Below are 14248 nucleotides of genomic sequence, written 5' to 3' on the forward strand. Positions count from 1 at the left end.
ATTGAAGTCGCTATAGGCTTATGTAACAAAAGTAGCTGTGCAAAATTTATTTTATAGGTAATTTTAAGTAATAACCAAAACATAAAAAATCATGACAACAACAGTAGTGATAGGAGGGAATTTTGCAGGCATGACTGCAGCCCTCGAGATAAAGCGAAAAGGTAAAGAGCAACATAATGTCATTTTGATAGATAAATCTCCTTTGTTCTTATTTATTCCATCACTGATTTGGGTGCCTTTCGGTAGACGTGACATGAAAGACATCTCTTTTAGAAAAGATGAAATTCTCAAAAAAAAGGGCGTAGACTTCTTAATTGCTGAAGCACTTAAAGTTGATACCAAAAGACAAATTGTATTTACAGATAAGAAAGAAGTTCACTATGATCATTTGGTGATTGCAACAGGACCAAAAGTTAATTACGACGTGGCACCTGGTGTTAAAGAATATGCACATTATGTAGGAACTCCTAATGGTGCTCTTAAAATCAGAAAAGCTTTAGAAGATTTCAAAAAGAATCCTGGGCCAATTGTCATAGGAGCCACTCAAAATGCTGGTTGTATGGGAGCCGCTTATGAGTTTTTATTCAATATTGAAAAATGGCTGAGAGAACAAAACATTAGAAAGAAAGTAGATTTGTATTGGATCACTCCAGAAACCTTTTTAGGTCATTTTGGTATTGATGGTATGACTGGAGGAGAAACCATGCTCAAATCATTTATGAAGATGTTCAACATCCATTACAGAACTGAAGTTGGTGTCACTGAAGTGATGAAAGATAAAGTGGTTTTGACCTCTGGAGAAGAATTACCTAGTAAGTTTACAATGTTGATGCCGCCATTTATTGGTGTGGACTTTGTGAAAAACTCTCCAGAATTAAATGCAACAGCTGCTGGTTATCTGCCAGTAGGAGAAGATTACAGACATCCAGATATCCCAAATGTTTGGGCCGCAGGTATTGCTGTTGATGTGAAGCTGCCATTTAAACCTGGAAAGGTGCCATTTTCTGGTCCTAAAACGGGATACCCTTCAGATGAAACTGGTAAAATTGTTGCAGAAAACATTATTAGAGTCACTAAAGGAAAGACCGAGTTAAAGAAAAAAGCTTGGGGGAAAATACCTGGTGTGTGTATTATGGATGCTGGTAAAAAAGAGGTAATTATATTATCTGATAAGCTATTTAAGCCTAGAAATTTTGCCATCATGATTCCAAACATATTCTATGATGTATTCAAGGTGATTTTTGAAAAATATTTCCTTTGGAAAACACGAAATGGGTATTCACAATTACCATAGAGCAGCATTAAAAAAGTAGTATTTTTAGCCGTTTTATCAATTTCCACTATCTTTGACAAGATGTAAGGAAAAATTGCCCAAAAAATGAAACTGCTGAAAACTACTTTTTTATGTTTTTTTATATCTGTTTTGAGTACTTCTGCTCAATCTGTTCAAGATATTATTAATAGTGTCGATATTGATATAATAACTCAAGTTATTAGTGAATTTTCTGGAGAGGAAAGTACAATCGTTGATGGTAACTCGGTAACGATTTTAAATCGAGAATACAATAACAACGATGTTGCTGCAGATTACTTAGTAGAAAAATTTGAGCAACTCGATAATCTTACTATTACAGATCAGGCTTTCAATACGAGTGGCCGAAATATCATTGCAACACAACTAGGGCAAACCAATCCGAACGACATCTATGTTATTTGTGCACATTATGATACTGTAGCCGATTACTGTGCTGATGATAATGCTTCTGGAGTTGCCGCTGTGCTTGAGGCAGCAAGAATCCTTTCTACTCAGTGTTTAGACAATACCATTGTGTATGCACTATGGGATGAAGAAGAAATCGGTCTAAGAGGTTCCTTGTTTTATTCAAATGAAGCTGCTTCAAATGGAGATAATATTCTTGGAGTTCTAAACTTAGACATGATTGGTTATGATGGTGATGCACCAGGTCAACCTGGTGATAATGAATTTGATATTGACGTCAGAAATATTGCAGGTTCCATAGCTATGAAAGATGCGATAGTGAATGTATTGAATTCTTACGTATTTGACCTTGATGTGATTGTTGTTGATCCTGGAACTTCCTTTAGTGATCACGCAAGTTTTTGGTCTAATAACTATTCAGCTGTCCTTTTAGGTGAATCATGGGAAACCAATGACCAAACCCCTTTTTACCATACTTCTGGAGATCGTTTCAATACCTTAGATTTACCTTATTTACATGAAATGGTAAAACTAACAACTGCTTATATGGCAACTGTGGGAGGCTTGGTTAGTGTAGATAATACTGTGAGCCAAACACCAACCATGTTGACTGCAAATCAAACTTCAGCATCTTATCAATGGATCAATTGTGATACCGACTTACCGATTTCTGGAGCAACAAATCAATCCTATACGCCAACTGTTTCTGGAACTTATGCTGTTGAAGTTACTTCAGGAGCTTGCACTGAAATAAGCGAATGCTTCGAATTTGACACTTTAGGACTTGACAGTTTTGTTGCTTCTGAAGTAAAGCTATTTCCAAATCCTGTGAAATCTCAATTGCATATCGATGTCTCGGGAATTGATGGTGCTATAGCTTTGGATCTGTTTGATGTTTCAGGAAAACTGATACTTCAGAAAACTTCTAGCGACCATATTACATCATTGCCAATGAAAGAACTGCCTGAAGGTGTTTATTTTTTAAAACTGACTTCCGCTCAAAAAACAGGAACTTATAAAGTGGTTAAGAAATAGTCTTAAGCCTGGCTGAGTTCCGTAAAGTATTTGTAAAATAAAGGGATTGTTTCAATGCCTTTAAAATAATTCCATACACCATAATGTTCGTTAGGCGAATGAATGGCATCACTGTTTAATCCGAAGCCCATCAAAATGGTTTTGCTCTTAAGTTCTTGTTCAAAAAGCGCAACAATAGGAATACTTCCACCACTTCGTTGAGGAATTGGTTTTTTTCCAAAGGAATCTTCATAAGCTTTTGAAGCTGCTTGATATCCAATGCCATCAATTGGTGTCACATAACCTTGTCCGCCATGATGCGGTTTTACAACAACCCTCACACCTTTTGGAGCAATACTCTCAAAATGTGTTTTGAAGAGTTGTGTGATTTCTTCCCAGTCTTGATGTGGAACCAAACGCATAGATATTTTAGCATAAGCCTTACTTGCAATTACGGTTTTGGCGCCTTCGCCAGTATAACCTCCCCAAATACCGTTGACATCTAAAGTTGGTCGTATGGAGTTGCGTTCATTGGTAGTGTATCCTTTTTCGCCATATACAGCATCAATATCCAGAGCACTTTTATAAGCATCTAAAGAGAAAGGCGCTTTGGCCATTTCTTGGCGTTCTGCGTCTGAAAGGTCTTCTACTTTATCATAAAATCCTGGAATTGTGATGTGATTGTTTTCATCGTGAAGTGAAGCAATCATTTTTGTTAAAATGTTAATAGGGTTGGCAACAGCACCACCGTATAATCCTGAGTGTAAGTCGCGATTTGGACCAGTTACTTCAACTTCTACATAACTCAAACCTCGAAGTCCAGTTGTTATGGAAGGAACGTCTTTGGCGATCATTCCTGTATCAGAAATTAAAATAACATCATTGGTGAGTTTTTCTTTATTGTTTTTAACAAATTTGGAAAGGTTGACACTACCAACTTCTTCTTCTCCTTCAATCATAAACTTGACATTGCAAGGTAGTTGGTTTGTTTTGACCATAAATTCCAAAGCCTTAATATGCATGTACATTTGACCTTTATCATCGCAAGCACCTCTTGCGAAAATAGCGCCATCAGGATGTGTTTCCGTTTTCTTGATTACAGGTTCGTAAGGTGGTGAGTCCCATAATTCTAATGGATCAGCGGGTTGTACATCGTAATGGCCATAAACCAATACTGTTGGTAGTTTGGCGTCGATGATTTTTTCACCATAGACGATTGGAAAACCATCGGTTTCACAAACCTCTACATGGTCACAGCCAGCATTTAAAAGACTTTCTTTAATAGCTTTAGCGGTTTTAAACACATCGTCTTTAAAAGCAGGATCAGCACTTACAGAAGGTATTTTCAGGAGTTCTATCAATTCATTTAAAAAGCGTTCCTTGTGATTGTTTATGTAGGATTGAATGTTTTGCATGAGTCATTTTTTTCGTTCCTTCAAAAATACAAAAATGACATTGAATTTTTTCGTAATCAAAGTTATTTGAATATTGAAACTATTGTTTATATTTGCACTCCTCAATAAGAATATTGATATTCTTTTGTGAATTTTTTTTGCGGGCGTGGTGGAATTGGTAGACACGCTAGACTTAGGATCTAGTGCCGCGAGGTGTGGGAGTTCGAGTCTCCCCGCCCGCACCTAAATAAAAAGCCGACTTTTAGTCGGTTTTTTTTATGCACAAAAATTATTATTTGAAGTAAATTTTTAAACATGTGATGTAAACTATATCTTTTTTAAAGTCGCATTTATTTAAATAATTATATATCAGTTTTTTATGTATAAAATAGTATTTATTCGTATTAAAGTCGCATAACTTAATCTATGTTGCCATTGATAAATTAGCTATTATTGAGGTTTATTTGTTATTATAACAACAACTATCTATGAAGGCATCAGAACAATGGGTTACTTTTATGATCATTTTATTAGTGATTTATGCGGCAATCATTCTGTTTTTTGTAGTTAGAGGTGCATTAAAGGCCAAAAATATATCCGATTTTGCGATAGGCAATATAGGATTTCCGTCTTGGGTCGTTGGATTATCATTGGCAGCGTCAATGACTAGTGCTGCTACATTTATTATAAATCCAGGTTTTATTGCTCTATATGGAATTTCTGGAGTCATTTCGTTTGGTGTTGTATTGCCTATTGCAGCTTTTGTATCATTAATCATACTCACAAAAGGGTTTGCTAAATATGGACATAGCGTTAAAGCGACTACAATGGCTCAATGGGTTGGTCAAAGATACAATAGTAAAGGCTATGCGTTTTTTATGGCCATTATGGCTTTGTTATTAATTACATTTATAGTGCTTATCAATGTTGGATTGACTCAAGTTATATCAAAATCATTAAATGCAGATCCTTTCTATGTACTGTTGGGAATAAGTGTTTTTGTATTTGGATACATGATGTTTGGAGGTGCAAATTCAATGGTCTATACCAATACAATACAAGCTATTATTATGTTTTTTGTGGCATTGATTTTAATTGGTTCAGGTTATGAGTTTTTTGAAGATGGAATAACAGGTTTTTTTGCGAAGCTAAATGCAGTTGATGAAAACCTAACCCAAACGGTCAATTCTAATAGTTTTCTCTTTAGAGATTATTTTGAAATTATCGTAGCACAAATAATAATTGGAGTTGCAGTAGTTTGCCAACCTCACATCATTACTAAATCACTGCTTCTTAAAGACGCTAAAAAAATAAATAAATACTTATTCAGCGGTATTGCATTTATGGTTGTTTTCTTTTTGGTTGTAGTGGTTGGACTGTATGCTAGATTGTTGTTCCCAGATTTAAAAGTTGATGGCACAGCCTTAAAAATGGACGAAATAATTCCAACCTATGTAGTGACTAAATTTTCAGTAGGATTGGGCATGTTTATAGTTGTAGGTTTGATTTCCGCTGGATTATCAACTTTGGAAAGTTTAATTCAATCCTTGTCTGTTACCATCACACAAGATATCTTACAGCCAATTTTTAAGGATAGAATTGAGAAAAACTCAATCTTGGCTAATAAAGGAGTCATTGTTGTCTTGGGAATTGTTAGTTTTATGTTGAGCTGGAATCAAATTGTAAACCCTAATGTAAGCGTTGCTATATTTGCGCAAAATGGCGTTTATGCTTATTTCGCTGCTGCTTTTGTACCTGTACTATTTGGAATGTTTTTGAAAAACGTACCGCTTAAAGCTGTGTTTACAGCAAGTGTAGTGGCTTTGATTGTTCATTTCGGAATTTATTATGGAAGACTAACACCTTATATGCAAGAGCCAGTAAATAATCCTGGAATTCCTGCAGCGATTGCTATTTTGAGTTCGGTAATTGTAGGCTTTATGATTTATTATTTTAACAAAAGAAAAGATGACTACCGACACGCTTGATTGGATTGCCAAATGGGCAGACTATACACCTGATAAAATTGCTGTGACTTCTTATGACAGTGAAGAGAGATATACGTATAGTCAACTTGATATCTATGCCAATAGATTAGTGGAAAAATTTGAGAGTTTTGGTCTTCAAGAAGGCGATAGAATTGCTGTGTTAGCAGAACATAGTTTGCATTACATTGTGTTGCTATCTGCTTGTCAGCGTAGCGGAATTATTATCGTTCCACTAAATTATCGATTATCAATTAGTGACCTCAATGCTCTTTTTATAGATAGTAATCCAGCATTACTGTTGTATAGTGAAACCCAAAAACATAAGTTAGAACAGCTTTCCGTGTCCTTGCCAAGGACGATTCATTTAGATAGAATTAAGCTGTATTATCAAAATGAGGTTGTGGTGAAACCAAGACTATCTCAGATAAAAGAAAAAAACCCCATTTTTATTTTTTATACTTCAGGAACCACGGGACAACCAAAAGGCGTTATTTATACCAATAAAATGATGTTTTGGAACAGCCTTAACACTTCTATGCAATTAGGGATTACGTTTCGTGATTCTACAATAAACACGTTACCACCTTACCATACTTCAGGATGGAACATATTTTTAACACCTCTATTGCATAAGGGAGCACACATTGGTATGGTAGAAAAATTTGATGCCGAACGTGTTCTGTGTCTTCTGGAATTGAATAGAACAACATTGTTTATGGCATTGCCTACAATGTTGGCGATGATGCAAAAAACTGAGGTTTTCAGTCGAGTCAATTTAGATCATCTTCGTTTTATTATTTCTGGTGGCGAAACAGTATCGCCAAATCTTCTGAAATATTGGAAGGAAAAGAAAGATATTGCCATTCGTCCAGGATATGGTTTAACCGAAGCAGGACCTAGCATTACATCGTTGCATCATAACATTGCCATGTCAAAGCCGGATTCTATTGGAAAACCCAATTTTTATCTAAAAACCAAAATAGTTACATCAGAAGGACGAAAGGCCAGAATTAATGAAGTCGGTGAGTTTTGTATCAAAGGAGATATCGTGACATCAGGCTATTGGAATAATTCTACCGAAACAAACAATAAAATTAAAAATGGATGGCTACATACTGGTGATTTAGTCATGAAAGACAAAGACGGTTTTTTGTTCCTAAAAGGAAGAAAGGATGATATGTATATTTCTGGAGGAGAAAATATTCATCCGCAAGAAATCACAAACAAAATATTAGCATGCAACAGTGTTGTAAAAGCAACAGTGCTAAGTGTAGAAGACCAAGTTTGGGGACAATGTGGCGCGGCTTTTGTAGTATTGAAAAAAGGGAAGACAATTGACGATGTCAAAGCTTTTATTGATAAAAACATGATTTCCTTTAAACGCCCTAAACATATCATCGTTTTAGATGATATTCCTTTAACTAGTGTTGGAAAGATTTCTAGAAAAAAATTAATAAAGTATTACAATGACTATAAAGCGAAATTACAATCTTAAAAATATAAAATGAAACACTTAATTTTAATGCTGATTACTTTGCCTTTATTTGGATATTCACAAACAGGTGATAATGCAATGAAACATATAATTTCTGAATACGAATTTGAAACCCATTATGTCGCAATCGATGGTGTAAATATTAGTTATGTAAAGGAAGGTTCTGGAGATAAAACACTTTTATTTATTCACGGCTTAAGCAGCAATCTAGATGCTTGGTCAAAAAATATTGAATCCTTGAAATCGAAATATACTTGTATAGCACTTGATTTACCTGGATTTGGCAAATCTGATAAGCCTGAAGCAAAGTATACACCAACTTATTTTTCCGAAGTTATCAAACGTTTTATTGATGAGTTCCATTTAAAAAATGTGGTGCTCATTGGGCATTCCATGGGTGGACAAGCAGCTATTAAATTAACAAGTACAAATCCTGACAATATAGAAAAGTTAGTTCTGGTAGCACCTGCTGGCATAGAAAGGTTTTCCGAAGCACATGGAAACATTATAAAGTCAATGTTTACACCATCTTTTGTTGCCAATACAACAGATCAACAGATCAAGAACAATTATGCGCTTAATTTTTACAAGCAACCAGAAGAGGTTAGTAAAATGATTGCCGATAGAATTGCAATTAAAAACGCATCTGATTTTGAAGCGCATTGCAATGCTATTTCAAAAAGTATTGCTGGGATGATAGATGATCCTGTGTCAAACGATTTAGAACAAATATCGAAGCCAACACTTGTACTTTTTGGAAAAAACGATATGTTAATTCCTAACCGTTATTTTCATCCAGAATTAGATGTTGTTAAAGTAGGTGAAATGGCCCAAAAGTATATCAAAAATGCGACTCTGCTGTTTGTTGATGAAAGTGGACACTTCTTACAGTTTGAGCAATTTGAAAAAGTTAATGACAGTATAGAGGAGTTTATAGAAAAAGACTAATTCATGAAGATTAAACTCAAAAAGTTTATAGAGTTTAGCAAAACAATTCTTCCAAACGAGGCAAAATATTTAGCATCTCAACATCAGTTTGCCGACGATGAGAAAATCGAAATCATGACTCAATTAACTAATGGAGCCATGTCTGAAAATGAGATACCACGTTTTAATACTCAGATAGACAAACGAAAATATTCTTATGTCAAAAAATGGACATTAAAAAAACTGTCTAATATAGACGTAGATGAAACGGCTAAGTGGATTTTAGACTTAAAGACAAAAATCTTATTGGATGCTATTGAGTCCTCAGAAGAAAAAGAATACTTGAACTTCCTTTCTAATTATAATAGTGTTGGGTACAATTTTCAAATTGCTTATGAATTAGCTCAAGAGTATAAGCCTTATCTGTTGATTCGTTTGCGGTATAAAGACCATGAAATCGTTGCCAAGTTTTTAGAAAAGTTTGCCAATGATTATAAGATAGCAAAAGAGATCCAACAAAAATTATATGATGCAACGACTGAAATTACAAGTCAATATACACAAAATGACAGTGAAACATTGTATTGGGAACCATGGCTCTTAGAAATTTTTAAATCTGAAAGTATTGATGGAAGAAACAGGTATATGGCATTTATTACCCTAGCATTTTTATACACCAATTACAATGAGAGTTTAAAACTGAAATTGTTATTTGATGATATTGATAAGTGTTTCAGTAGTGGTGAAATGTATTCCAGGCGATTGCTTTCCAATTATTATGCAAGTAGAGTGTTAATGCACTCAAAGGAAAATGAATTGAAACGAGCTGAATACTATGCCTATCTTTCCATTAGGCAAAATAATAATGACACCTTGATGTATGTAAATAATTTGGTTGCTATCTTATTAAAAAACAAAAAGCCAAAAGAAGCACACAAGGTGTTAGAGAATTATCATCAACTGTATAAAGAGTCGCATAATTTTCATCAAAAAATAGGTTTTTGTTCATATCGTATTAGAGTGTTAAATCAACTGAATCAAAACAAACTGGCTGAGGAAGTCGCTGCAAATTTTTTGAAACAGTATAAGAATGAAGTGTTAAAACATCGTTGGCATCACTTTTTTACATCCTATTTCAATGTGTTGATCGCAAACGAAAAATATAAAGAACTGCTTAAAGTTGCTTCATCATTTAATATATCACATAAGGAAAATGAACGCAAGGAAGGCCATAATTATGTGCCAAATATTTCATGGAGTATTTCTTTGTCAAGATATATGGAAGGACAAATCAGCTCATCAAAGTTGTTAGAAGAAATAAAAGCACCTTTGTTAGGTTTAAAACCAACAAAAAGTCAAAAAATTCTATTGATTCAAGTTATAGATACCTTATCAAATAATCTTCCTGAAGCTTTTTTGAAATTAAAGTCACACTTGTAGATAAATACAACAATAATCATTGTTTTGATAGATTTGAAAGTGTTTAAGTCTATTGCTTTTAATAAGTCACACAGAACAACTTGGTTTTTTGTTTTTAAATCCTTTTGTATTCATAATAGATTGCAAGGGAAATAATTAATCTAACTAAATCATGAAAAACATATTACTTTTTGCTATCCTAATTTTTTCTGGTATTGCCTATGCTCAAAGCACAGGAACAATAAGTGGGACTATTGAAGATGAAAATGGAGTTCCGTTACCTGGAGCAACGGTTCAAATAGCTGAATTGAATTTAGGAGCTATCTCCAATTTTGATGGAAATTATACGCTTGAGAATGTACCAGCAGGTGATCATACAGTGACCATTTCTTTTGTTGGGTATAAAACCTTTGAGACGAGCGTGACTGTAGTTGCTGGTCAAAACTCAGAGTTAAATAAAACACTTGAAGAAGGTGAGAATGTTTTGGATGAGGTTGTTATTACTGCAGGAAAAAAACTTCAAAAAGTAACTGATGTTCCTGCCACAGTAGAAGTTATAACGGCTAAGGAAATAGAAGAATTTCCAAGTTTTAATCTTGGTGAGTTGGCTGCAAGGCAAAAAGGTGTTGATTTTGTTAGAAGTGGTGTTTTAGGAACTGGGATTAATATTCGCGGATTTAATTCAGCATTTAATTCAAAAAACTTACAAATTACTGATGATCGCGTATCAATGTTGATTGCGACAGGGCTACCTTATGGATCGTTTTCAACAGTTATTAAAGATGATGTAGAACGTGTTGAAATATTATTGGGACCAAATGGAACGCTTTATGGACCAAATGCTCATAATGGTTTAGTGAGTACGGTTACTAAAAACCCTAGAACTTCAGAAGGAACAACCTTAGTATATGGTGTTGGAAGTCAAAATGTGATTACAGGTAGATTAAGACACGCTCAAATAATCAACAACCGACTGTCTTATAAAGTTCATTTTGAAAGAAATGCAGGAAGAGAATTTAGATATGTTGATTCTGTATACGTGGGAACAACAGCTTATGATGAGCATAATCTTGACCGTGATTTTGATGCACTCAAGTATGGTGGAGCAGTTCATTACAAAACTGGAAAGCAATCAGAATTAATTGGATATTACGGACATAGTAATAATACGAATCTAGCTGTTACCAATGCAGGTAGAAATCAAATTAAAGACTGGACATTAGATATAGCACAACTGAAATTTGTATCTAAGAACTTATTTGCTAATGCGTACTATACATGGAGTAGAACCGACGAAACCTATGCTATTAATCAGCGAACACAAAACTATGTGTCTTTTGTTGAAAACGGGTTTTCAGAAGAGGAAGCTTGGAGTCGTGCTTTGTACGAGCAATGGGTTCCTGCTTTTGGTATTGCTATACCTAGAGGAGCTTTATTCAAGGATATGTCAGAGCGATTTAATGGAGAAGCCCAATACAATAATAATTGGGGAGACTTTTATTTAACTGCTGGTGCTCAATACCAATTAGATATGGCAGATTCTGATGGAACCTACTTGTTAGATCAAGATGGACCTATAGAAATAGCTCAAACAGGAGTTTATGGGCAATTCGAATATAAATTGGGTTCTGGATGGAATTTTCTTGCTGGATTAAGAGCAGATAACCATGATTTATATGGAACCAATCTTTTACCAAAAGCAGCAATCACAAAATCTATTGGAGCTGGAACCTTTAGGCTAACCTATGGTAGAGGAATGGCTGTCCCTTCTATTCTTAATTTAAAAGGAAATTTATTTGGAGGCTTGGTATTAGGTAATGGTGAAGGCTTTACGCTTACTGATGGAACAAAAATCGATAAATTGGAGGTTGAGACCATTAATTCATTCGAATTTGGATTTAAAGGAAAGATATCAGATAAGCTTTTCATTGATGCAAGTGCATATTATAATATGTCGGAAAACTTCATAAGTCCATTGCGAAACATTGTTGATGCCGAAAACGGTAATTTTGTAACTCATATTGGAGATACACCTGTTGATGAGGTTTCAGCAGGAGCTAGTGCATCTCCATTTTTATTGACTTATAGTAACTTTGGTAGTGTTGATACTTATGGATTTGATTTAGGGTTAAACTACTATTTTTCTGATGCCCTTAGAGCGTCTCTTAACTACTCTTATTTTGGAAGAAGTCTAGATACTGATGATCTAGCAAATGATGGAAACCTCGATGGTATGGTCTTAGAAAGTGAATTGCCAATTAATACGCCTGCAAATAAGTTAAATGTAGGACTACATTACAGTACAAACAAGTTTTATGGCGCTCTCTTTGCACGATGGATAGAGGATTATGACTTTTTCTCAGGGATTAATGTTGCCGCTGAAACCCAAGATATGGATGGCGATGATGTTAATGAAATTGTTGAAAATGCTAGAGTAGGTAGAACATGGAATTATGGACCTTTAGGAGGATTTACAATCGACGCCAATTTTGGGTATAACTTAAATGATAATGTATCTCTTGGTGTTAATGTTACTAACTTATTTGATTCAGATATCAGAGAGTTTGTAGCGTCTCCAACTATTGGAAGGTTGATTTCTTTTGAGTTAAAATACAATGTAAATTTCTTTAAGAAGAAGCAATAATCGTAATGGTAAAAGACGTGAACAAAGAACCCATTTCTTTGCACTACTCTGTTGTCGGAAATAAAAGAGGAACAACCCTTTTATTATTACATGGATTAGGGTCTACTATGTTGGATTGGGAGTTTCAAATCCCAGCTTTTTCCAAAGATTATCATGTTGTATCTGTAGATTTAAGAGGTCATGGAAAATCTTTTAAAGAAAATATAGATTACGGTGTCGATGTTATGGTAGCTGATGTCATTAGCTTACTTGATCAATTGAACATCAATAGCGTTGTGCCTATCGGATTTTCGATGGGAGGCGCAATTGCATTTCAACTCGCATACTCATATCCAGAGCGAGTAGATAAATTGGTGATTGTGAATAGTGGACCTGATTTTAATGCCATGGGGAAGATAGGAGAGGAGTTGTTGGCCAATAGAACAGAGTTTCTTAAAACCAAAGGTCTAAAAGCGCTAGCAAAAGATATAGCTTACAATATGTTCCCTGAGCCCAATCAAGAATCTCTTCGGAATTCATTTGAGAAACGTTGTGCTGAAAACAATTTTGAAGCTTATTATCAATCGTTTGTGACCTTAATGAAATGGGGTCTTGGAGATAAGCTCAAAGACATTAAAACAAAAACATTGGTGGTTGCATCTGATATGGATTATACGCCTGTAAGTTTTAAGGAAAACTATGTTACAAAAATGCATAATGCTAAATTGGAAGTTGTTAAAAATTCGAGGCATGGTGTTGTTTTAGACCAACCTGAAGCATTTAATAAAATAGTTCTTGAATTCTTAAGCCATGAATAAAGTTGCATTAATCACAGGAAGTACTAGTGGAATCGGATTGGGAATTGCAAAGCAATTTGCAAAGAATGGTTATAACATTATGTTTCACGGTTTGGAATCTAATGGAGATGAGATAGCTTCAGAAATTGGTAAAGAGAACAATGTGAAAACGGTATTTTCCAATGCTAACTTGATAGCATCTGATGCTGTTGAGCAATTAGTTGAAGACACAATCGAAACTTTTGGAAGATTAGATGTGTTGATTAACAATGCTGGCATACAGTATGTTGCTCCAATTGATGAGTTTCCTAATGAAAAATATGAAACCATCATAGCAATTAATATGAATGCAACATTCTATGCCTCTAAAGCAGCATGGAAATATATGAAGAAACAACATTTTGGAAGAATCATAAACATATCCTCAGTACATGGATTAAGAGCTTCAGAATTTAAAACAGCCTATGTAACGGCAAAGCATGGTGTTATTGGTATGACTAAAGTACTTGGGTTGGAAGGAGCACCTTTCAATATAACATGTAATGCCATTTGTCCTGGTTATGTACGAACACCACTTGTTGAGAAACAAATACCAGATCAGGCTAAATCACATAGCATGTCTGAAGAGGAAGTAGTAACTAAGGTTATGTTAAAAAAACAAGCTGTAAAATCTTTCGTGCCTGTCGAGGCATTGGCAGATATGGCTTTATTGTTGGCAAAAGACTCTTCGTCAACAATCACAGGATCAGAATTTGTGTTAGATGGCGGATGGACCGCCCAATAATTTTTTTTTTTGAGTAAGTTAATTTTGAGTTCCACCACTTTTTTAAAGTGGTGGTTTTTTTATAAACAAAAAAGCCTTTCAACAGGT

At 34.7% G+C, this 14248-nt stretch carries 10 protein-coding genes and 1 tRNA gene; 10 read left to right on the forward strand and 1 reads right to left on the reverse strand.

Annotated features, from left to right (window positions below):
• Nucleotides 1-91 precede the first annotated feature (91 nt).
• Nucleotides 92-1294, forward strand: coding sequence for an NAD(P)/FAD-dependent oxidoreductase (locus AB9K26_RS14780; protein WP_369973345.1), 1203 nt, complete (start codon nucleotides 92-94; stop codon nucleotides 1292-1294).
• 84 nt (nucleotides 1295-1378) lie between these two features.
• A complete protein-coding gene (locus AB9K26_RS14785; RefSeq protein WP_369973346.1) occupies nucleotides 1379-2755 on the forward strand; it encodes a M28 family peptidase in 1377 nt (458 codons plus the stop codon).
• 2 nt (nucleotides 2756-2757) lie between these two features.
• Here the strand turns inward: AB9K26_RS14785 and AB9K26_RS14790 are convergent, their stop codons facing one another.
• The gene (locus tag AB9K26_RS14790; protein WP_369973347.1) at nucleotides 2758-4149 is read right to left on the reverse strand and encodes a dipeptidase; all 1392 of its coding nucleotides are present in this window, start codon (nucleotides 4147-4149) and stop codon (nucleotides 2758-2760) included.
• Between the two features lie 139 nt (nucleotides 4150-4288).
• Here AB9K26_RS14790 and AB9K26_RS14795 point away from each other — a divergent pair.
• The 8 genes from AB9K26_RS14795 (at nucleotide 4289) to AB9K26_RS14830 (ending at nucleotide 14161) form a co-directional block, all read left to right on the forward strand.
• Nucleotides 4289-4370: transfer RNA gene (locus tag AB9K26_RS14795), tRNA-Leu, on the forward strand.
• A gap of 246 nt (nucleotides 4371-4616) precedes the next feature.
• Nucleotides 4617-6116, forward strand: coding sequence for a sodium/pantothenate symporter (locus AB9K26_RS14800; protein WP_369973348.1), 1500 nt, complete (start codon nucleotides 4617-4619; stop codon nucleotides 6114-6116).
• Nucleotides 6097-7611 (forward strand): class I adenylate-forming enzyme family protein, encoded by a 1515-nt coding sequence (locus tag AB9K26_RS14805; protein WP_369973349.1) that lies wholly within the window; start codon nucleotides 6097-6099, stop codon nucleotides 7609-7611. Before AB9K26_RS14800 ends, AB9K26_RS14805 begins: the two co-directional genes overlap by 20 nt.
• Nucleotides 7612-7620: 9 nt before the next feature.
• Nucleotides 7621-8559, forward strand: a complete 939-nt coding sequence (locus AB9K26_RS14810; RefSeq protein WP_369973350.1) for an alpha/beta fold hydrolase — start codon at nucleotides 7621-7623, stop codon at nucleotides 8557-8559.
• A 3-nt stretch (nucleotides 8560-8562) separates the two neighbouring features.
• Nucleotides 8563-9978: a hypothetical protein gene (locus AB9K26_RS14815; RefSeq protein ID WP_369973351.1), complete on the forward strand. Its 1416-nt coding sequence runs from the start codon at nucleotides 8563-8565 to the stop codon at nucleotides 9976-9978.
• Between the two features lie 151 nt (nucleotides 9979-10129).
• On the forward strand, nucleotides 10130-12601 hold the full coding sequence (locus AB9K26_RS14820) for a TonB-dependent receptor domain-containing protein (RefSeq protein WP_369973352.1): 2472 nt from the start codon (nucleotides 10130-10132) through the stop codon (nucleotides 12599-12601).
• A gap of 5 nt (nucleotides 12602-12606) precedes the next feature.
• Nucleotides 12607-13398, forward strand: a complete 792-nt coding sequence (locus AB9K26_RS14825) for an alpha/beta fold hydrolase (protein ID WP_369973353.1) — start codon at nucleotides 12607-12609, stop codon at nucleotides 13396-13398.
• Nucleotides 13391-14161 (forward strand): 3-hydroxybutyrate dehydrogenase, encoded by a 771-nt coding sequence (locus AB9K26_RS14830; RefSeq protein ID WP_369973354.1) that lies wholly within the window; start codon nucleotides 13391-13393, stop codon nucleotides 14159-14161. The genes AB9K26_RS14825 and AB9K26_RS14830 overlap by 8 nt, the downstream gene beginning before the upstream one ends.
• The last annotated feature ends 87 nt before the right edge of the window (nucleotides 14162-14248 follow it).

The sequence above is a fragment of the Psychroserpens sp. XS_ASV72 genome (assembly GCF_041224425.1).
GTDB lineage: Bacteria > Bacteroidota > Bacteroidia > Flavobacteriales > Flavobacteriaceae > Psychroserpens.

Bases quoted from the DNA above. Each gene is read 5' to 3' on its own strand.
- AB9K26_RS14780 (WP_369973345.1), top strand. From the start codon at position 92: ATGACAACAACAGTAGTGATAGGAGGGAATTTTGCAGGCATGACTGCA.
- AB9K26_RS14785 (WP_369973346.1), top strand. From the start codon at position 1,379: ATGAAACTGCTGAAAACTACTTTTTTATGTTTTTTTATATCTGTTTTG.
- AB9K26_RS14790 (WP_369973347.1), bottom strand. From the start codon at position 4,149: ATGCAAAACATTCAATCCTACATAAACAATCACAAGGAACGCTTTTTA.
- AB9K26_RS14800 (WP_369973348.1), top strand. From the start codon at position 4,617: ATGAAGGCATCAGAACAATGGGTTACTTTTATGATCATTTTATTAGTG.
- AB9K26_RS14805 (WP_369973349.1), top strand. From the start codon at position 6,097: ATGACTACCGACACGCTTGATTGGATTGCCAAATGGGCAGACTATACA.
- AB9K26_RS14810 (WP_369973350.1), top strand. From the start codon at position 7,621: ATGAAACACTTAATTTTAATGCTGATTACTTTGCCTTTATTTGGATAT.
- AB9K26_RS14815 (WP_369973351.1), top strand. From the start codon at position 8,563: ATGAAGATTAAACTCAAAAAGTTTATAGAGTTTAGCAAAACAATTCTT.
- AB9K26_RS14820 (WP_369973352.1), top strand. From the start codon at position 10,130: ATGAAAAACATATTACTTTTTGCTATCCTAATTTTTTCTGGTATTGCC.
- AB9K26_RS14825 (WP_369973353.1), top strand. From the start codon at position 12,607: ATGGTAAAAGACGTGAACAAAGAACCCATTTCTTTGCACTACTCTGTT.
- AB9K26_RS14830 (WP_369973354.1), top strand. From the start codon at position 13,391: ATGAATAAAGTTGCATTAATCACAGGAAGTACTAGTGGAATCGGATTG.